This is a genomic window from Enemella dayhoffiae (genome assembly GCF_002250625.1).
Classification (GTDB): domain Bacteria; phylum Actinomycetota; class Actinomycetes; order Propionibacteriales; family Propionibacteriaceae; genus Enemella; species Enemella dayhoffiae.
The window spans coordinates 26292-45631 of record NZ_NMVQ01000010.1; the positions used below are offsets into that span (position 1 = coordinate 26292).

21 protein-coding genes, 2 tRNA genes and 1 pseudogene are annotated in these 19340 nt (G+C 65.5%); 9 read left to right on the forward strand and 15 right to left on the reverse strand.

What is annotated here, in order from left to right; all coding sequences use genetic code 11:
* The first annotated feature begins 46 nt into the window (after positions 1-46).
* Both CGZ93_RS07430 and CGZ93_RS07435 read left to right on the forward strand, forming a co-directional pair.
* The gene (locus CGZ93_RS07430; protein ID WP_229117276.1) at positions 47-1045 is read left to right on the forward strand and encodes a 5'-3' exonuclease; all 999 of its coding nucleotides are present in this window, start codon (positions 47-49) and stop codon (positions 1043-1045) included.
* Between the two features lie 321 nt (positions 1046-1366).
* Positions 1367-1807 carry an HNH endonuclease gene (locus CGZ93_RS07435; RefSeq protein ID WP_094363520.1) on the forward strand — a complete coding sequence of 147 codons (441 nt, stop codon included), beginning with the start codon at positions 1367-1369 and terminating at the stop codon, positions 1805-1807.
* 25 nt (positions 1808-1832) lie between these two features.
* Here CGZ93_RS07435 and CGZ93_RS07440 read toward each other — a convergent pair whose 3' ends face one another.
* Genes CGZ93_RS07440 through thpR form a run of 5 tightly spaced genes read right to left on the reverse strand, consistent with a single transcriptional unit; the run spans position 1833 to position 5915 of the window.
* Positions 1833-2141: a hypothetical protein gene (locus CGZ93_RS07440; RefSeq protein WP_141211126.1), complete on the reverse strand. Its 309-nt coding sequence runs from the start codon at positions 2139-2141 to the stop codon at positions 1833-1835.
* A gap of 21 nt (positions 2142-2162) precedes the next feature.
* Positions 2163-2780: a methionine biosynthesis protein MetW gene (metW, locus tag CGZ93_RS07445; RefSeq protein ID WP_094363522.1), complete on the reverse strand. Its 618-nt coding sequence runs from the start codon at positions 2778-2780 to the stop codon at positions 2163-2165.
* Positions 2777-3934, reverse strand: coding sequence for a homoserine O-acetyltransferase MetX (gene metX, locus CGZ93_RS07450; protein ID WP_094363523.1), 1158 nt, complete (start codon positions 3932-3934; stop codon positions 2777-2779). Before metX ends, metW begins: the two co-directional genes overlap by 4 nt.
* Positions 3921-5237, reverse strand: coding sequence for an O-acetylhomoserine aminocarboxypropyltransferase/cysteine synthase family protein (locus CGZ93_RS07455; protein WP_094363524.1), 1317 nt, complete (start codon positions 5235-5237; stop codon positions 3921-3923). The genes metX and CGZ93_RS07455 overlap by 14 nt, the downstream gene beginning before the upstream one ends.
* A gap of 48 nt (positions 5238-5285) precedes the next feature.
* Entirely contained in the window at positions 5286-5915 is a 630-nt protein-coding gene (thpR, locus tag CGZ93_RS07460) for an RNA 2',3'-cyclic phosphodiesterase (RefSeq protein ID WP_094363525.1), read from the reverse strand.
* Between the two features lie 45 nt (positions 5916-5960).
* Here thpR and CGZ93_RS07465 point away from each other — a divergent pair, with 45 nt between their 5' ends.
* A complete protein-coding gene (locus CGZ93_RS07465) occupies positions 5961-7022 on the forward strand; it encodes an ATP-dependent DNA ligase (RefSeq protein WP_094363526.1) in 1062 nt (353 codons plus the stop codon).
* The gene (locus CGZ93_RS07470) at positions 7022-7450 is read left to right on the forward strand and encodes a pyrimidine dimer DNA glycosylase/endonuclease V (protein WP_094363527.1); all 429 of its coding nucleotides are present in this window, start codon (positions 7022-7024) and stop codon (positions 7448-7450) included. Before CGZ93_RS07465 ends, CGZ93_RS07470 begins: the two co-directional genes overlap by 1 nt.
* A gap of 16 nt (positions 7451-7466) precedes the next feature.
* Here the strand turns inward: CGZ93_RS07470 and CGZ93_RS07475 are convergent, their stop codons facing one another.
* Positions 7467-8021: an excalibur calcium-binding domain-containing protein gene (locus tag CGZ93_RS07475; protein ID WP_141211127.1), complete on the reverse strand. Its 555-nt coding sequence runs from the start codon at positions 8019-8021 to the stop codon at positions 7467-7469.
* A 72-nt stretch (positions 8022-8093) separates the two neighbouring features.
* Between CGZ93_RS07475 and CGZ93_RS07480 the strand changes: the two genes are divergently transcribed.
* The gene (locus CGZ93_RS07480) at positions 8094-8630 is read left to right on the forward strand and encodes a type 1 glutamine amidotransferase domain-containing protein (protein WP_094363529.1); all 537 of its coding nucleotides are present in this window, start codon (positions 8094-8096) and stop codon (positions 8628-8630) included.
* 16 nt (positions 8631-8646) lie between these two features.
* On the opposite strand, the gene CGZ93_RS07485 is transcribed toward CGZ93_RS07480, so the two are convergent.
* On the reverse strand, positions 8647-9219 hold the full coding sequence (locus CGZ93_RS07485; protein WP_229117277.1) for a GtrA family protein: 573 nt from the start codon (positions 9217-9219) through the stop codon (positions 8647-8649).
* Positions 9220-9337: 118 nt separating this feature from the next.
* On the opposite strand from CGZ93_RS07485, the gene CGZ93_RS07490 reads away from it, so the two are divergent.
* A complete protein-coding gene (locus CGZ93_RS07490) occupies positions 9338-9529 on the forward strand; it encodes a hypothetical protein (protein WP_094363530.1) in 192 nt (63 codons plus the stop codon).
* A gap of 40 nt (positions 9530-9569) precedes the next feature.
* On the opposite strand, the pseudogene CGZ93_RS07495 reads toward CGZ93_RS07490, so the two are convergent.
* From CGZ93_RS07495 to CGZ93_RS07505, 4 genes and pseudogenes are all read right to left on the reverse strand, one after another.
* Positions 9570-10748 (reverse strand): annotated as a pseudogene (locus CGZ93_RS07495) (IS3 family transposase).
* A gap of 413 nt (positions 10749-11161) precedes the next feature.
* Positions 11162-11593 carry a hypothetical protein gene (locus CGZ93_RS18350; protein WP_141211128.1) on the reverse strand — a complete coding sequence of 144 codons (432 nt, stop codon included), beginning with the start codon at positions 11591-11593 and terminating at the stop codon, positions 11162-11164.
* Between the two features lie 272 nt (positions 11594-11865).
* Positions 11866-12303, reverse strand: coding sequence for a very short patch repair endonuclease (locus CGZ93_RS07500; protein ID WP_094363531.1), 438 nt, complete (start codon positions 12301-12303; stop codon positions 11866-11868).
* A gap of 7 nt (positions 12304-12310) precedes the next feature.
* Entirely contained in the window at positions 12311-13642 is a 1332-nt protein-coding gene (locus CGZ93_RS07505) for a DNA cytosine methyltransferase (protein WP_094363532.1), read from the reverse strand.
* Positions 13643-13834: 192 nt separating this feature from the next.
* Here CGZ93_RS07505 and CGZ93_RS07510 point away from each other — a divergent pair, with 192 nt between their 5' ends.
* A complete protein-coding gene (locus tag CGZ93_RS07510) occupies positions 13835-15256 on the forward strand; it encodes an ATP-binding protein (protein WP_094363533.1) in 1422 nt (473 codons plus the stop codon).
* Positions 15253-16200, forward strand: a complete 948-nt coding sequence (locus tag CGZ93_RS07515) for an O-methyltransferase (protein WP_094363534.1) — start codon at positions 15253-15255, stop codon at positions 16198-16200. The genes CGZ93_RS07510 and CGZ93_RS07515 overlap by 4 nt, the downstream gene beginning before the upstream one ends.
* Positions 16201-16267: 67 nt before the next feature.
* On the opposite strand, the gene CGZ93_RS07520 is transcribed toward CGZ93_RS07515, so the two are convergent.
* The 4 genes from CGZ93_RS07520 to CGZ93_RS18845 form a co-directional block, all read right to left on the reverse strand.
* Complete coding sequence (locus tag CGZ93_RS07520) at positions 16268-16507, reverse strand: hypothetical protein (RefSeq protein ID WP_229117279.1); 240 nt, start codon at positions 16505-16507, stop codon at positions 16268-16270.
* Between the two features lie 430 nt (positions 16508-16937).
* A complete protein-coding gene (locus CGZ93_RS07525) occupies positions 16938-18158 on the reverse strand; it encodes an IS256 family transposase (RefSeq protein ID WP_094363535.1) in 1221 nt (406 codons plus the stop codon).
* A 216-nt stretch (positions 18159-18374) separates the two neighbouring features.
* Positions 18375-18448, reverse strand: a tRNA-Pro gene (locus CGZ93_RS07530).
* An 11-nt stretch (positions 18449-18459) separates the two neighbouring features.
* Positions 18460-18529: transfer RNA gene (locus CGZ93_RS18845), tRNA-Pro, on the reverse strand.
* 141 nt (positions 18530-18670) lie between these two features.
* Here CGZ93_RS18845 and CGZ93_RS18355 point away from each other — a divergent pair.
* A complete protein-coding gene (locus CGZ93_RS18355; protein WP_141211129.1) occupies positions 18671-19327 on the forward strand; it encodes a hypothetical protein in 657 nt (218 codons plus the stop codon).
* Positions 19328-19340: the final 13 nt, after the last annotated feature.

Below are 19340 nucleotides of genomic sequence, written 5' to 3' on the forward strand. Positions count from 1 at the left end.
CACTGCGCCGAGACAGTCCGCGTCCGAGCGTGCCACGATGGGGCCCATGTCATCCTCCGCGCCCGTTCGGCTGATGCTGCTGGACACCGCCAGCCTCTATTTCCGTGCCTTCCATGGGTTGCCGGACAGCATCCGCACCCCCGACGGTCGGCCGGTGAACGCGGTGCGCGGGTTGCTCGACTTCATCGCGCGGCTGGTGACCGATCACTCCCCCAGTCACCTGGCCGCCTGCTGGGACAACGACTGGCGGCCGCAGTGGCGGGTCGACCTGCTGGCCAGCTACAAGACCCACCGCGTGGCTGAACCTGCTCCGCTGGCCGAGCGAGCGGAGCGAGCCGAACCCTCCGTGATCGGCGCCGGCGGGGTCGGCGCCGACTCGGGGGTGGCCGAGGAGTCCCCCGACGGGCTGAGCCACCAGGTGCCGTGGATCGTGGACACGCTGACCGCGCTGGGCGTCGCGATCGTCGGTGCCGACGGTTTCGAGGCCGATGACGTGATCGCTTCGCTGGCCGCCCAGACCGAGGTGCCGTGCGACGTGGTCACCGGCGACCGGGATCTGTTCCAGCTGGTCGACGACGCGCAGGGCGCACGCATCCTCTACACCGCCCGCGGCATGTCCAACCTGCAGCTGGTCGACAACGCCTGGGTGCAGCAGAAGTACGGGATCTCCGCGCGGCACTATGCCGACTTCGCCGCCCTGCGCGGGGACACCTCCGACGGGATCCCCGGAGTGCCGGGCATCGGCGAGAAGACCGCGGCCGGCCTGGTCAACGCGTTCGGCGACCTGGAGTCGATGATCGAGGCGGCGCTCGACCCGGACAGCGCGATGACCGGGACCCAGCGCAAGCGGTTCGACCAGGCGGCGGACTACCTGGCGGTGGCGGGCGAGGTGGTGCGGGTACGCCGGGATCTCGACCTCGGCGTACGGCTGCCCGACCTGCAGCTGCCCACCCGACCGGCCGACCCGGAACGGTTCGCCGAGCTGACCGAACGGCTCGCGCTGGGCTCCAGCGCCGAACGGGTGCTGGCCGCGCTCGGCCGTTGACCCGAAAATGTTGCTGACAGTTTGACGACCCGCAACTATTCTGTTCCCGGACCACCACCCGCGCCGCGGGACACTGGTCCGCGACCGACAACGACCGGGAAGGAGGAGCAAACGATGATCGTGACCATCAGCCATGAGTGGCCGCACGAGACGGGCGTGCTCGCTCGTCCCTGTCTGCGTCGCCGCACCATCGACGGCTGTCCAGGCTGAGCCGCGGGTTCTCCCGGCCCGGCCTGTGTCAACCGTCCTGCGTGTGCGTGGGACGGTTTTTGTTTGTCCACAGGATTTGCTGAAGTTCGAGCCGCTACGGGAGGAGGAACCATGAGCGGAGTACTGGTCCTGAACGCCGACAACACGGCCTTGCACACCGTGTCGGTGAAGCACGCGATCGGCATGCTGGTGCGTGAGGTGGCGATCGTCGAGGAGGCCCGGGAGGGCCACCTGATCGGCCCCTACCCCTGGCCGCTGGTGCTCCGCCTGGTGCGTTACGTGAAGACCGCCTTCCTGTACGCCCGCCCGCCGGGGTGGACCAAGCGCGGCGTGCTCAAGCGGGACCGGCACAGCTGCGCCTACTGCGGCGGGTACGCCGACACCGTCGACCACCTGGTGCCCCAGTCCCGGGGCGGGCCGAACTCGTGGTTGAACACGGTCGCGGCGTGCAGCCCGTGCAACCTCAACAAGGCCAACCGGACCCCGAAGGAGGCCGGTCTGGTCCTGCGGTACCAGCCGCACGTGCCCACCCGCGTGCAGCTGGTGCGCTGAGCGGTGGGGTTCGGGGTGGGTGGGCTCAGGCCCGCTCGTCCCGGCCCTCACCGTCCTCCAGTTCGCGCCGATCGCGCCGCTTCTTCTTGCGGCTTTCACCCTCGTCCTCGTCTTCGTCCTCGCCGTCGGTGAGGCCGCAATACTTGGCCAGGGCGCCGCTGGCGCCGGCGAGGAAGAAGGCGGTCCACCAGAAACCGCCGCCGAGGATCACCAGCATGGCGGCGTACGCCCCCCACATCACCGCCATCGCGACCAGGAAGGTGTTCAGACGCCGCTCGGGGCGCTGGACCGCGGCGGAGCCGGCCGTCGGGGTCGGTCGGTCCATGGCGCTCACCCACCCATTTTGAGCGACCGCTCAGGATCGTTGGTCGGGGCGCGGGCGGGTGAGCACGTACACCGCGGAGCCGGCCAACAGGTTCGCCGTCCGCGGAAAGCGGACCGGCCGTTGATCATCACCGAGCGGAATCCGTTGCTCCACAGCGAATCCGACGTCGGCGAAGAAGTCCTCCAGGTCGGCCAGCGTGGTGTAGCGCACGTTCGGGCTGTCGTACCAGGTGTAGGGCAGGTCCTTCGAGATCGGCATCCGACCGCGCAGCACCGACACGCGGTTGCGCCACCAGCCGAAGTTGGGCACCGACACGATGCACCGCTGACCGATCCGCCCCATCTGCGGCAGCAGTCGGCCGGGGTGGCGTACCGCCTGGATCGTGCGGGAGAGCACGACGGTGTCATAGGTCCCGTCGGCAAACTGGCCCATGTCGGTGTCGATGTCCAGCTCGATCACCGGCACGCCGCGGCGGATCGCCCGCAGCACCTGCTCGTCGTCGCTGTCCACCCCGGTCCCGGTGCACCTCTTGTGGTCCATCAGGTGCCGCAGCAGATCGCCCTGGCCGCAGCCGAGGTCCAGCACCCGCGAGCCGGCCGGGATCAGATCCGCCACCAGCGCCAGGTCGGCGCGCAGCCCGGGACTCATCGCAGCGCCTCCTCGCGGGCCCGTTCGAGGAAGGCGCGCACGGTGGCGTGGTAGGCGGGAATCTCGAGCAGGAAGGAGTCGTGGCCCCACGGTGAGCTGATCTCGCGGAACGTGGTGGCACAGCCGGACTGTTCCAACCGGGTGGCGATCCGCCGGGAGTGGGTGGTGTCGAAGCGCCAGTCGGAGTCGAACGACAACACGCAGAACCGGGTGCCGGCGGCGCGCACGTGGCCCAGTTCGGCATATTCGGAGAACGGGTCGAAATAGTCCATCACCCGGGTCAGGTAGAGGTAGCTGAGCGCGTCGAACCGGTTCAGGAAGGTCTCCCCCTGGTGGTTGAGGTAGCTCTCCACCTCGAAGTCCACCCCGAATCCGTGCCGTGGGGTGGTCGAGTCCTGGAAGCGGCGGCCGAACTTCTCCGCCATCGCCTCCTCGGACAGGTAGGTGATGTGCGCCATCATCCGCGCGATGGACAACCCCACCTCGGGCAGGGTCCCCTCGTCCAGGTAGTGACCGGCGCGGAAGCCGGTGTCCCGCATGATCGCCTCGCGCGCCACCGCCGAGAAGGCGATGTTCTGCGCCGACAGCCGGCTGGAGGCCGCGATGATCACCGCGTTGCGCACCTGCTCGGGGTGTGCCAGCGCCCACTGCAGCACCTGCATCCCACCCAGCGATCCGCCGACCACGGCGGTCAGCGTCTGCACCCCGAGGTGGGTCAGCAGGGCGCGGTGCACGGCCACGAAGTCGCTCATCTGCAGCAGCGGGAAGTCCAACCCGTATGCCCGGCCGGTCTCGGGGTTCACCGAGGCCGGCCCCGTGCTGCCCTGGCAACCGCCGAGCAGGTTGGGGCAGATCACGAAGAAGTGGTCGGTGTCGACGGGCCGGCCGGGGCCGATCAGGTTGTCCCACCAGCCCGGTTTGGTGGCCCCCTCATGCACCCCGGCGGCGTGGGCGTCCCCGGTCAGGGCGTGGCAGATGAACACGGCGTTGCTGGCGTCGGCGTTCAGGGTGCCGTAGGTCTCGTAGGCGATGTCGACCTCGGCGAGGGTGGCGCCGCTGCTCAACCGCAGCGGGTTGTCGGCGTCGAACAGGCGTACCCGTTCGGTGCGCACCTGCCCGACACCACCAGCATTCAGCGGATCAGTCGGTGCCACCGGTCGCCTTGGCCAGGGCCTGGTCGAGGTCGGCGATCAGGTCGTCAACGTGCTCGATGCCGATCGACAGCCGCACCATGTCCGCCGGTACGCCGGCCGCCTCCAGCTCGGTCTCGGTGAGCTGGGAGTGCGTGGTGGACGCGTTGTGGATGGCCAGCGACTTGGCGTCACCGATGTTGGCCAGGTGGGAGAACAGCTCCAATGCCTCGACGAACCTCGACCCGGCGGCCCGCCCGGCGCGCAGCCCGAACGAGATCAGCCCGGAATAGCCGTGGCCGGTGAACATCCGGTCGGCGACCTCCTTGTAGGGGCTGTCCGACAGGCCCGGATAGTTCACCCACGCCACCTCCGGGTGGTCCTTCAGATGCTTCGCCACGGCGAGCGCGTTCTCGCTGTGCCGCTCCATCCGCACGTGCAGCGATTCCAACCCCTGCAGGAACAGCCACGAGTTGAGAGGGGCAAGGGTGGCCCCGGTGTTGCGCAGCAGCACGGTACGCGCGCGGATGATGTACGCCGCCTCGCCGACCGCGTCGGTCCACACCACGCCGTGGTAGGCGCCGTCGGGTCCGGTGAGGCCGGGGAAACGGTCGCTGTGCGCCGCCCAGTCGAACCGGCCGGAGTCGACGATCACCCCGCCCATCGAGGTGCCGTGCCCGCCGATGTACTTGGTGGCGGCGTGCACGGCGATGTCAACGCCGTGCTCGAACACCCGGCACAGGTGCGGGGTGGTCGCGGTGTTGTCCACGATGAACGGCAGCCCCTGGGCGTGGGCGGCGGCGGCCCAGGCGTCGAGGTCGAGCACGTTCACCTTCGGGTTGCCGAGGGTCTCCCCGAACACGAGCCGGGTCTTCTCATCGACCTGGGCGGCGAGCTCCTCGGGCTTCTCGGGGTCGACGAAGCGGACCTCGATGCCATACTGCGGCAGGGTGTGCGCGAACAGCGCGAAGGTGCCGCCATAGAGGGTGGAGACGGCGACGATGTTGTCCCCGGCATAGCAGAGGTTGAGCACCGCGTAGGTGACCGCCGCCGCACCGGAGGCCGTGGCCAGCGCTCCCACTCCCCCTTCCAGGGCGGTGATCCGCTCCTCGAACACCGAGGTGGTCGGGTTCATGATCCGGGTGTAGATGTTGCCCGGCGTCTTCAGCGCGAACAGGTCGGCGGCGTGCTCGGTGTCATCGAACACGTACGACGTGGTCTGGTAGATCGGCACGGCCCGGGCATTGGTGGCGCTGTCGGCCTCCTCCTGCCCGGCGTGGACCATCAACGTCTCCGGCCGATACGCGGCATTCTCGGTCTCAGACATGGCAAAACCCTACCCGTGCTCGACCGCCCTCCAGGGCCTGTCCATCTCCTACGTTCCCCGAATGGCTGACCAGGCGGAGCAATGGTCCGCGTGTCGAGGGGAAACCCCCGCACCCCCACCCAGCGCCAACCGCCCGAGCACCTCATAGCGCGACCGTCCCGACGCCCCTTGGCGCAGGTGACTCTGCACCACCACGAGCTCCTCGGCGGTGAACTCGAAGGAACCGAACGATTCGATCACCCGCAGCCATTTCGTCGCCTCGAACCGTCGGCGGGCCCGGGCCAGGGTCAGGTGTGGCGTGAACCGGGTCCCGTCCGGCTCCGCCCCGACCAGACTGGCCGCGGCGCGGCCGTTGCGGCTCAGCACGGCGAGCTCCTCGCGGCCCTGGGCGACGTCGAGATAGAGCACCCGCACCGCGAACGGGTCCGGGAAGCAGCCGGCGCCGCCGAGGCGTACCCGGAACGGATTGACGCGACCCGCCACCTCGGTCAGTCGTTCCAGCAGCGGCTCGACGCTGCGCTCGGGGCAGTCGTCGACGAACAGCGTGGTCAGGTGCCACTGTTCGGGGAACACCCAGGCCAGGCGGGTGTCCACCTCCCGGCGGGGTGCGATGTATTCCTCCAATCGGTCAACGACGTGCGGCGGGGGGAAGATTGCCGCGAAGATTCGGTTGGTCATGGTTCGATGATCGCAGGCCAGACCGTCCTCGCGCGAAGGAGAATCATGGTGCTGCCGCTGCAACCGCCGGTGAAGCCGATGCTGGCGAAGTCGGTGCCGAACATCCCCGCCGACCGGTGGTATGAGCCGAAGTGGGACGGGTTCCGCTCGATCGTGTTCGTCGACGGTGGCGAGGTCGTGCTGGGCAGCCGCAACGAGAAGCCGTTGACCCGCTATTTTCCCGAACTGGTTGCCACGCTGACCGAGCAGCTGGCCGTGCCGTGTGTGCTGGACGGCGAGATCGTCGTGGTCGACCCGTCCGCCGGCCGGCTTGAGTTCGAGGTGCTGCAGCAGCGGATCCACCCTGCGGTCAGCCGGATCACCAAGCTGTCACAGGAAACCCCGGCCAGCTTCGTCGCGTTCGACCTGCTGGCGTTGGGCGATCGCGACCTGTCCGCGGAACCGTTCCGGGTACGCCGCAAGCTGCTGGCCGAGCTGTTCGCCGACCTGCGCCCGCCGCTGCACCTGACACCGTTGACCACCGATCTGGACGAGGGCCAGCGCTGGTTCGACACGTTCGAGGGGGCGGGGTTGGACGGGGTGATCGCCAAGGACCCGGAGCAGGCGTACCAGCCGGACAAGCGGGTGATGGCCAAGATCAAGCACGTGCGCACCGCGGACTGCGTGGTCGCCGGCTATCGCACCCACAAGAACGATCCGGAAGGGATCGGCTCGCTGCTGCTCGGGGTCTACGACGAAGACGGCAACCTGCACTCGCTGGGGGTGATCGGCTCCTTCCCGGCCGCACGACGCAAGGAGTTGTACGCCGAGCTGCAGCCCCTGGTGTGCGATTTCAGCGACCACCCGTGGGCGTGGGCGGCCGAGATGGCGACGCGTACGCCGCGCTCCGGTGAGGGGTCGCGCTGGAACAACGGCAAGGACCTGTCCTTCACCCCGCTGCGACCCGAGCTGGTGGTGGAGGCGAAATACGACTATCTGGAAGGGAAACGCTTCCGGCACACCGCCCAGTTCGTGCGCTGGCGGCCGGACCGCGATCCGAAGTCGTGCACGTTCGACCAGCTGGAGCAGCCGGTGAAGTTCGACCTCGCCGACGTGCTCGGTGCCTGATGCGCGTCTGGTCCCTGCACCCCGGCCTGCTCGATCGCGCCGGCCTGATCGCCTGCTGGCGGGAAACCCTGCTGGCGCAGGCGGTTCTGGCCGGGCGGACCCGCGGTTATCGCAACCACCCCCAGCTGATCCGGTTTCGCGCCACCGACGATCCGGTGGCGGCGATCGGCGTCTATCTGACCGGGCTCGCCGACGAGGCGGACCGTCGCGGCTACCGGTTCGACCGGAGCCGAATCGACCGCCCCGGGCCGGTGGCCAACACCCTTGAGGTCACCGCCGGCCAGCTCGCCTTCGAGGCCGAGCACCTGCACGCCAAGCTCGGCGTACGATCCCCGGAAACCGTGCGAGCGAACGAATCACGGGCCCTCGAACCGCATCCGCTGTTCCTGGTCGTGCCGGGACCGATCGCCGCCTGGGAACGCCCCTGATCGGGTTGCCCCTGGGTCAGTTCTGCTCGCAGGCCACGCCGTCACCGTCGGCGTCCCGCGCGGGATTGACGTTGTAGACGTCGTCGTTCACCACGAACGCGGGCTGCACCTTCTTGGGCTTCCCACTCGTCAGGTCCACGCCGCCCCTGCGCGCGACCCCGTGCGGGTAGTCCTTGCGCAGATCCTCGCAGTTCTTGTAGACCTTCGCGCCGCCGGTGACCGCCTGCGGCTCCGATTCAGTGCTGGGAGCCTTCGACGGGGTGGATCTGGTCGCGGTGGCCGACGGGGCGGGGGTCCGCGAAGGCGCCGGCGTCGTCCGCGTGGGAGAAGCCGTCGTCCGCGTGGGGGTCGGCCGGGTGGAGGTTGGCGGAGCGGCCTGGGTGGTCGCCGCTGGTGGCGGGGGGATCGGGGCCGTGCTCGTCGGCGCGACGGCGGCGGGCTGGGTGGCGTTGGCGATCGGCGCCGCGACCGGAGCCGGTGCGGAGGTGGGTGCGGTGGGGCCGCAGCCGGTGGCCAGTCCCGCCAGCATCAGCGCTGATCCGGCCAACAGCCGGCGGTGTCGTGAGGGCATGGGATGAAGGTAGAACCAGGGCCCGGGCGGCGCCGCCGAGTGACCCAATCGTTACCAACTAGACTGAGCGACATGCCGAGACAACAGAAGCGAATTGCATTCCTGGTAGCCCCCGAGGGGATCGAGGAGAAGGAGCTGGTCGACCCCCGCCGAGCCGTGGACGAGGCCGGTCACGAGACGGTGCTGGTGAGCACCGACTCCGGCGAGGTGCAGGCGTTCAACCACCTCGACAAGGCGAACACCTACCCGGTCGACCGGACCGTCTCCGAGGTGTCGGTGGACGACTTCGACGCACTGGTGCTGCCCGGCGGAGTCGCCAACCCCGACGCGTTGCGGACGGATGAGCAGGCCGTCGCGCTGATCGCCGAGTTCATCGGTTCGGGCAAACCGGTCGCGGCGATCTGTCACGCGCCGTGGACGCTGGTCGAGGCCGACGTGGTGCGGGGCCGGAAGCTGACGTCGTGGCCGAGCCTGCAGACCGACCTGCGCAACGCCGGCGCCGACTGGGTGGACGAGGAGGTTGTGGTGGACCAGAACCTGATCACCAGCCGCAACCCCGGCGACATCCCCGCCTTCAACAAGGCACTGCTGGACGCCCTCTCCGACTGACCGACGACGCGGCGAGTCAGCGGCGGGCCGAAGCGGGCTCGCCGCCCTCGTTGCGTCCCTGATCGTCGGTACGCCGGCCGCGGAGCTTGGCCCACACCGTGCGGAACTGCTCGCTGACGTTCTCCGGGAACACCCACAGGTTCATCAGCAGGTAGATGTAGACGCCCTCGACACAGGCCGCGACCACCCGCGCCACCTGGTACTGCACGCCGAGATGCTCCAGCAGCCAGGAGAACCCGAGGATCCAGATCACGTAGTTGCTGATGATCACCACGAGCTGTTTGCCCGACTGTGCGGCGATGTGACCGTGGCTGCGGAAGTTGAGCCATTTGTTGAGGAAGAAGTTGAGGATGCTGGCCAGCAGGTAACCCAGGGTCACCGCGATCGGGTACGGGATGTGGAACCAGCTCTTGAAGATGCTCAGCAGCAGGATGTCGAACAGGAAGGTGGTCAGCCCGAGGATGCAGAATCCGAGCCCGGTGGCCGGGATCCAGCTCAGCCACCGCGGTAGCCACCGGTGCATTCGCGCGGTCGTTCGCGCGAAGACTTCGGCGGCGGTGGTACGCCGGGCGGTGGGCATGGGTGCCATTTTGGCAGGTTCGGGCAAGGATCAGGAAACGCCCGGACGATGATCAGGGGCAGGCCCGGGTCGAAACAGGCCCCGAGGTCCGGCCGAGCCGGGAATCGCCCCACCGTAGGCTCGTCGGATGACACGAACACCCGATGAGCCCGAGCTGGACACCCGCGATGAGTTGCTGCCCGAGGAGGAGGCGGCCGGCAGTTCCGATCCCGAGGCCCAGGCCGACGCGATCCTCGAGGAGTCCGAGCAGCGTACGCAGCACCCCGAGGAAACCCGGCGGGAATCCACCCAGACCCCGGACGACACCAGCGGAGGGTGACTTCCCCGGGCGTGAGGAACGAACTGGTGACAGGTTCGGTTTAGGCCGCGAGCGTGAGCGGCTCGGCTAGCTTGGCTTCGAACTCGATGGGCGTCAAGCCGCCGAGGGTGTCCTGGGCTCGTTGCCGGTGGTACTTCCGCTCGATCCAGACGACGATCGCGAGTCGCAGCTCCTGCTGTGTGTCCCAGCGCTGCTGGTTGAGCACGTTCGTTTGAAGAAGCGACCAGAAGCTCTCCATCGCCGCGTTGTCCCCGGCGGCGCCGACGCGGCCCATCGATCCGACCATGTCGTGACGGCGCAGCTCGCGGGGCCATCGCCCGGCTCCGAAACTGGCTGCCCCTATCGGCATGCAGGATGCAGCCGGCGACCTCACCGCGGCGCGCGACGGCGTTTCGGACGGCGTCGACGGCGAGTTTCGCGGTCATCCGGTCCGAGATCGAGTAGCCGACGATTCGGTTGGAGAACACGTCCTTGATCGCGCAGCAGTACAGCTTGCCTTCGCTCGTCCAATGCTCCGTGATATCCGTGAGCCAGAGCCGGTTCGGGGCATCGGCGCGGAACACCCGTTGCACGTGATCGTCGAACACCGGCGGGCCGGCCTTCTTCCCCTTCCCGCGGCGCCGGCGTTGCGCGGACGAGAGGATCCCGGCCTGCGAGCACAGCTTCCACGCCGTCCGCCGGCTCATCCGCCACCCCGCTCGGCGGGCTTCGTCGGCGAGGTATCGATACCCGAACGTCGGGTCGTCGTGGTGCGCGTCATGCAGTGCGTTGATCCGATATGCCCGGAGCACGTCCGCGTCGCGGACAGGGTTGTTGCGCCACCGGTAGTAGGCCTGGCGGGCGAGCTTGAGGACCCGACACGACACCGTGACGGGGATGCCGTCCTCGGCGAGCTCAGATACGAGCGGGTACGTCATTTTGGGGAGCCGCCGAGGCGCAAGTTCGCCTGCGACAGATACGCCGCTGCACGACGGAGGACTTCGTTCTCCTGCTCGAGCAACCGGATCCGCTTCTTCAGCTCGCGAGCCTCGGCCGCATCCGCGGCGGTCTGACCGGGACGGTTCCCGTCTTCGACATCGGCCTGGCGGAGCCAGTTCTGCAGCGTCGCTTCGCTGATCCCGAAGTCGGTGGCGATCTGTTTGATGGTGACGCCGCTCTCGCGGCGACGAGCGACCGCGACGACGTCCTCGCGGAATTCTCTGGGATAGGGACCGGGCATGATGACATCCTCCCCGCCAGCGCCTCCCGGCACTAACGATCAGTTGTCACCCATTCGTTCCTCACGCCCCCCGGCCTCGTTCCCACTCCGTGGCGCGAACGTCACTCGGCGGCTCACTGGTGGGCCGCCGAGTGGAGCTCAGGCCGCTGAGTGGCCGACCCCGGAAACGAGCGAAGTCCCGAGGCATCTGGACGATGCCTCGGGACTTCAAAACGTCGGGCTGACAGGATTTGAACCTGCGACCCCTTGACCCCCAGGTGGCAGGAGCACGGCTCATAACCCACCTGACCTGGGGTTTTGTGTTTCAGGAGCGTGCTCTGCGCGTCACGTTTTGCAGGGTTTGCAGGCTGTTGGTCACCTGATTGGTCCACTTCGATGCCTGCCTACGGTGTCGGCGCAGCACGACAGCGCGATCAGTCTGACCAACACACTTCGCAGGCCAAGAACCCGCGCAGCACCAGGCGAATCCGTAAGGCTCTATCGACCCGGTACGAGTAGCGGTAGCGGTCCTGCTGTACGGTGAACCAGACCTTCTCTTCTTCGGCGCTGTCGAACCAACGCAGTAGCGCTCGTGACCCGACTTCAGGAAGCAGCAGCGTCTGATCGTTCGCTGGCATCCATTGTTCGAAATCGATGACTTCATCCGGCGATGCTTGGTCTAGTCGAAACCACCTGACGGAGCTGGGACTGTCATAGCGAGGGTCGCCGAGATCGTACATGGCATGTCCGCGTGCCAGCTTCAGAATCACTGCTCGCAGGCGATCGCCGTTGTCGCCGTGATCCCACGCCTGTCCCGATGAGAGGGTCGAATCGAGTTGTCGTGCGATCGCCTCCGTCGCTTCCACGGACCGACGCACTCGGGGCCGCTCGAACAACGCGGGATCAGCGCTTCCCGCGCACACAGCCTCCAGCAGGCACACAATGAATCGCTCATCCGCCGAAGTGCCGTTGTTACACGAAAAGCATGAGTAAACGGTGGCGAGATTGTCCGGGAGGGGCCGGTCTAGAAATGCCCGCGCTGGCACATGTTCGATGGTCCTTGTCCTAGGCGTGATGGTGCCACCGCAGGTGTAGCAGTAGTCAAACAGCCTGTCGTCGGTAAACGGCACCCGCTGCCTCATGGTTGCCCTGCCCTGAGCCTGACGACATCGATAACGCTAGCCGCCACTTCCTGGGCTGGCTCGTGTTCCCAGTACCGGAGGACGGTCCACCCGGCTAGCCGAAGGATGCTACTCGTACTGGCATCCCGCGCCTTGTTGTCTTTGATCTTGGTTGTCCAATAGTCGTAGTTCGAGGACGTCAGGTGACAGTGCTGAGGGCAGCCGTGCCTGTAGCAGCCATCGATGAAGACGGCAACTTTCGACCTTGTGAAGACGATGTCTGCCGTGCGGCGAAGGCTCTGTTCCGGGCGGACTGAGACCCTGTACCGCAGGCCTGCGGCGTGCAGCAACCGTCTTACGGCCATCTCGGGAGCTGTGTCGCGCGACTTGTTGCCCTGCCTCACTTTGCGAGCACGGGGGCTGCTAGCCCAGGACTCGCGTCGCGACCCCTGCATACTGGGTCTAGACCCTCGCGGGTTCTGAGTGTGGAGCCGAGATCGCGCACTGCTCCCACTCGTCGGATTGGCTGCGTAGCTCCGCCCTTGCTTGGGTCACGTTGCAGGAGAGCCACGCCGGGTCGCCGAGGGCGAGGCTATCCGTCGGACGAACCAGACCCTCTACTCCCAGGGCGGCAATCAGAGCACGTCCCGCGGCCGCTGCGAGTGGTGGCGGCACGCTGTTCCCTACCTGGCGGTGCCCATGCCAGTTCGTCGTGTTGAATCGAAACCAATCAGGATATCCGTGAAGGCGGGCGGCTTCTCGGACCGTAATTACGCGGTTCTTGGCCGGGTGGATTGGTCTCGGCGAAGTGTGAGATCCTCTATCGGTTCCGGTTCCCGCGCGCAAGGTCCGTGCTTGGCCACTGGGGCTAAGGCGGAACAGCCTACTAACCTTTTCGGCCTCGCCCTGAGGAGTGCGCGCGAATCGTTGCACTGTCTTCTGCGTGTGCACGGTCCGCAACGAACCCGTGAGTACGCCTGGGTCGTATCGTCGCGGCACGCTCATGTCGATGGGATCTACTGTGACGCCGACCAGACCTTTCGCGTACAGGGACTCCGCATCGAGTAGGCCCGCCAAATCTTCCTCATCAAGTTGCACTTCGTCACTCGCCAGCAGCCGTCGATACTTGGCCAGTTCCGGCAAACCGGCGAATGCGTCTGCGACGGTAACTCGTTCAACATGGGGTGCTTCAAGAGTTGGTGCAGAACCTTCGCGAGACCCCATCATGATTACCCGACGCCGGCTCTGTGGAACACCGTAATCGGCCGCATTTACGACGTTCTCAAATTCGTTCAGAACGTAGCCACCGTCGATCGTCAAGCGGCGCACCGCCTCTTCACGGAGCTCCTTGAACCGCGGCTCGAGTAGGCCCGCTACATTTTCGAGGCAGAACACTCTAGGTTGCATCGCCACAACTAGATCGACGAACCGGAGCAACTGATTATTTCGCTCATCGGTCAGGTCCCTGACGCCCCCGACGGAGAATCCTTGGCAGGGGGGGCCGCCAATAATCGCGTCGATCGACAACTCTTCGTCGGCACGGCCATGTTGCACCAGGCCAACTCTGGCCAGAGCGACGATCTCATTAGCGACTTGCTCCGGAGACCCCTCACGCAGATCGCGGCACAGAACCGGAGTATTCGGCATGTTATACCGGTGAACTAATGCATGCACCGGGTCGAACTCGGCAGCTGCAATCACGTCAAAACCCGCTCGCTCAGCGCCGAACGACAAGCCACCAGCGCCTGCGTACAGGTCGACGGCGACTGGTCGCCTGCGGAGTCCAAGTGTCACTGCGGGGTGCGCCTCACGTTAGCCGGGGCCTCACTCGGCCGTTGTCAAGACGAGTCTAGCCGGGACGTACGACGCAGAGACCGCGACACACCACAGCATCGACCGCAGAGCGGCTGACCAAGTCTGCTGTACAGGAGGGGGTCACATGGGATAATCGGTGTCACAAGGTCCGATCAACCGACGGAGTCGACGATGCCCTCCCACCAGCTTGCGCGCTCCTCTGCGGACGCCAGCCCAACCAAGGCGTTCTTCGTCAGGATGCTAACCCGCGACATCTCGCTCGATGACTGCATCCTTGACCTGATCGACAACAGCATCGATAGCGCCTGGCAGCACGCAGGAGTTCGCCCCACCGCATTCACTCCGAGCGAACTTCTCAAGGAATACCGCATCGACATCGAATTCGATGAGACTAGCTTTCGCATATCAGACAACTGTGGCGGCATATCTCTCGATAACGCGGCGGACTATGCATTTACGTTCGGCCGGAAAGACGGCACCGACGAGTCATCTTCTGCTGAGCTAGAGGGCGGCCAAGGCGAGGATGAAGACCCCGACAGCGATCCATCTTCGCCCGACTACTCGGTTGGCGTCTACGGCATCGGGATGAAACGTGCGATCTTCAAGATCGGAAACGATATCACGATTACAACCACACATTCGGATCGGTCATCGTCAGATTCATTCGCGGTGCCTATCATGGTGAAAGAATGGCTTGCTGATACGACGACACCGTGGGATTTCGATATCGTCCCAGCGGAGCCGCTTTCGAGCCCCGGCGTAGTGATCGATGTTACCGACCTGAACGAAGAATCGAAGCGCAGATTCGCCGACCCTGCTTATGAGCAAACGCTCAGAAGCGACATATTGCGACGAGATTACATGATTCCACTCATGCAAGGGCTCACGATCACGGTAAACGGAAACGAGGTTGGATACCGTCCGATAAGCCTGCTTGCGAGCGAAGACTTCACTCCGCTTCGAGAAACGATCGAAGACGGCCAAGTTACCATCGAGATCATTGCGGGGATGCACGCTGCGCCTCCGGACGACAATGAGCCCGATGGGTCGCGCCAAGACCGGGATTCAGGGTGGTATGTGGTCTGCAATGGACGAGTCGTTCTTGCGGCCGACCGTACTACATCCACGGGCTGGGGCGTTAAGGGATTCCCTCAGTGGCACGGCCAATACTCCGGATTCATCGGGATCGTCCTCTTCTCCGCCGCAGATCCCTCCCTCCTTCCCATGACCACCACGAAACGCAACGTCGACGTCTCCTCAGCCGTGTACCAACGCACCGTCAACCAGATGATGAAGCCAACCCGATCCTGGATCGACTACACGAACGCACGGAAGACAGCGATAGAGCGCGCGAAGAAGTTCGAGGAGTCTGCAAAGCCCATCGAGGCGTCAAGTGTCGCCGAGAACGCTTCCGTCGTGCTCCCGAAGATCACAACCAAAAGAACACGGGTTGCGAACATCAACTATTCGGTTCCACTTGCCAAGATGAAGTCACTGGCTGAAGCGCTCGGAGACGCGGGCATGAGCTACCGAGACGTTGGACTTGCGTCGTTCGAGTACACATACAACGATCACGTGGACGATGACGAATGAGCTCCACGACCCGCATCGACTACAGCATCCGACAGAACAAGGCGATAGAGCGAAGCATTGTCTTCGACGGCCTCCGAGCTCTCTATGTCGGCGTTCACCCACATAACCCCTTGGTGTACATCGGTTTCGGATCAGTGTGGTTTACGGACTTTCATCTGGCTCACCGCCACCTGGGCATCGATCGAATGATCTCCATAGAGCTGGACGAGGTCACTGCAAAGCGCGCGGAATTCAACAAACCTTACAAAACTATCGATGTCATTCAGGGCGACTCGAACGATGTCCTGCCGGAACTCCGCGACCGCGATGACCTGGCCGGGCAGCCGTGGATCGCCTGGTTGGACTACGACAAGGCTCTGGACGAGGATCGGATTGAACAGCTCGACGATCTCATCAGGTACATGCCCGACGAGTCGACGGTTGTCACGACGTTCAGTGCTACCCCTAGCCCTTACGGGAAGCCGAACCAACGAGTACAACGCATCCAGGAATTGTTCGGCTTCGCGGCTCCCGACGGCTTGCAGAACGACGATGTTCGCGATGAGGACGGTCTATCGCAAGTCCTAGCCGACTCGCTGGAACGCCGCCTTCGCAGCATCTCAATTAGCGCAGGGCGCTCACCCGCCGTGCCAGCTTTCCGTATGCGTTATCGCGACGGGGCACCTATGGTGACGGTTGGCCTCCATCTTCCGAGCCCGGAGACGTCGGATGATGTCCGCAGGATCATCAGCGACCCAAGTTGGCCGGGCATCGTTGGGGCGGCGATAACTACACCACCTTTGACGACACGCGAGGTCGGAGCCATCCGCGCCCTGCTACCAACCACCAAGTCCATTACGCGTAGCGACATCCAGGACGCCGGATTCGACCTGGAAGACGACCAGCTCGATGCCTTCACCGCTCACTACAACCGTTACCCCACTTTTGCTCAGTTGGCCTTCTGAGACACCGAAACCTGCACCATCAGGCTGGTAACGGCGAGGGTTGCGCTCCCCTGTGGTCGTAGCGCTACTACACGACCTCTTCTCGTACGGGAGTCCGCTGCTCGAAGTCGATGGCGCGACGCCGCTCGACATGCTCGCGCGCCCTCGCCCGCAGCAGTAGAAACACGCTGACGGGCCCCATGATGGTCAGCTTCATCGAGTTCCAGATGCACAGGAGAACCAGGAGGTTCATCCATCCGGGCCCGCCTCCCTCGATGAGATCCAGGAAGACGGCCGCGGCGAGAAGGTACGGGATCGCGAGGAGCATCGCTGGGATGCCCCACTTGAGGCCGCGGCGGGTGCGGATCGCGTCGAGGAGCCGGTTGGGGGGGGCATGTAGTGGCGCAGGAAGTTGCGGGTGTGGACGCTGAGGGTCCAGATGAGTCGGAGCATGGCCGAGTCCTGTCATGGTCTCGGCGACAAGAACCTTGAAGGACTCACCCGCGAGCGGTGGAGCCATACTGTCGCGACGAGCGACAGCGCATATTTAGAGGCCGCCTCGTCTTCCACTGTACGACGAACCCCAGACAGCCGGAAGGCCTGTCGACGACGCTTGAAAACGAGGCCATAGCGACGGTCGAAAACGAGGCCACCCAGACAGATTGGATGGGTGATCTCTATGGAGGATTGGGCTTTGATCCGGCTGGTGTAAGAGTCCCGTGGAGTGGTGGGCTTGAGGTCATCTCGATGCCGACCGGTCAGCCCTTGGTGAGGGCGACGGTGTCAGTCTGCTCGCTCTTGCCGATCTTGGCCATGGATTCTTCGGAGAGGTAGCGGCGTTCGTCGGTGGCCCATTCGTCGTGGGTGTCGGCCAGGACCGCTCCAACGAGGCGGATGACGGCGGCTTCGTTGGGGAAGATCCCGACGACGCGGGCGCGGCGTTTGATCTCCTTGTTGAGGCGCTCGAGGGGGTTGGTGGACCAGATCTTGCGCCAGTGCTCGCGCGGGAACACCGCGAAGGCGAGGACCTCGGCTTTCGCGTCGTCCATGAGGGCACCGATCTTGGGGTAGCGGGCGGCGAGTTCGTCGCGGACTTTGTCCCACTGCTTGCCCATCGAGGCCAGGTCGGGTTGGGCGAAGATCGTGCGGAACACGGCGGCGACCATCTCGCCCTCGCCCTTGGCCACGTGCGCCAGGACGTTGCGGATGAAGTGGACGCGGCAGCGTTGATGCGCACTGCCCTGCATCGCTCGCCCGATCGCGGCGACCAGGCCGGCGTGCTGGTCGGAGATGACGAGCTGGACCCCGGACAGGCCCCGCTTCTTCAACCCGGTCAGGAAGGCGCGCCAGAACACCTCGTCCTCGCTGTCGCCGACGTCCAACCCGAGGATCTCCCGGCGCCCCTGGCTGGTGACGCCAGTGGCCACCACGACCGCCTTGGACACGACCATGCCGTGCTCGGTCCGCACGTGCAGGTAGGTCGCGTCCAGGTACACGTACGGGAACTCGACATGGTCCAGGCGTCGGGTCCGGAACGCGCCGACCGCTTCGTCCAGCCCGGCACAGATCCGGGACACCTCGGACTTGGAGATCCCGGTCCCACCCAACGCGGTCACCAGGTCGTCGACGTTGAGGGTCGATACCCCATGCACGTAGGCCTCCATCACGACCGCATACAGGGCTTGGTCGATCCGGCGCCGCGGCGACAGGATGCTCGGGAAGAACGACCCGGCCCGCAGCTTGGGCACCGCGAGCTCGATGTCGCCGGCGTGAGTGGTCAACAGCCGCGGGCGCGACCCGTTGCGTTCGGTCACCCGGGACTCGGTGCGTTCGTACCGGCCGGCGCCGATCGCCGCGGTGGCTTCGGCGTCGATCAGCTCCTGCATCGCGACCCGGACACACTCGCGAATGAAATCAGTGCCCTCGCCGGAGCGGAACACCTCCTGCAGTTCGGACAAGGCAGACTGGGACAAGGCCATCGGTGAGATCTCCTTAGATGCGTGCTTGGGCGGTACACATCGAGAATCTCGCCGGTGGCCCCTCTAGTCAGGACGCCGCGCCGTCACCCAAACCCCACCACTCCCCGGGGCTCTGTCCGGCTGGTGGCGGACGGTGTTCCGCAGCTGGACCAGCCAGTGACCACGTCCAGATACGACGAAGCCCTGGTGAAAGTTGCCTCTCACCAGGGCTTTTTGTCGGGATGACAGGATTTGAACCTGCGACCCCCTGACCCCCAGTCAGGTGCGCTACCAAGCTGCGCCACATCCCGTTATTAAATTTTTGGGCCGACCAGGAGGGGTAAACCCCTTGACCCCCAGTCAAGTGCGCTACCAAGCTGCGCTACAGCCCGTTATCGTGTTGTACGCCCCGCCGAGCGGGCCGCAGCAACACTACACGAAGTGCGGCGTCCCGCCCAACAGCACGACCGTCGAACCGTTTGCTCCCATTTTGCTAACGTTGCTAACTCCAACCGGCGAGAAGGAGTTCATTGATGACCGAGTCCGAGCCGCCCAGCACTGAGACCCCCGGCACCGGCCCGAGCCAGCCTCCGGCGAGGAAGGCCCCGGCCAAGAAGGTGCCGGTCACGAAGGCCCCTGCCACGAAGGCGCCCGTCACCAAATCGCCCACCGCCAAGGCTTCAGCAGCCCCCAAGGTTCCCACCCCCGCATCACCCACAACTGAAAACGCCCAGAAGTCGACCGAGCAGCCGACGCCGCAGAACCGACAGATCATGGAGCAGACAATGGACCAGGCAGACAAGATGACCGAGCAGAGCGCCGACCAGGCCAAGCAGTTCACCCAGCAGAGCAACGACCAGGCCAAGCAGTTCACCGAGCAGGCCTCCAAGCAGGCGCAGCAGTTCAGCGACCAGGCCGCCAAGAACATGTCCGAGGCGACCGCGGCCGCCGAGGAGAGCGTCCAGCGGATCCGTCAGTTCAACGAGCAGCTGATCGAGTCGTCCAAGGAGTCGGGCCGCAACGCGCTGGACTCCTACGAGCACGCCCTGAAGCGGATGCTCGAGTTCCAGCGTTCGATGGCCGACTCCAGCCAGATCGAGTGGGTGTCCAACCTGGCCAAGGTGCAGACCCAGTTCGTCGAGGACCTCACCTCCGCCTACACCAAGGCCGCCCGCGACCTGATGAAGTGACCCGTTCCGTGGC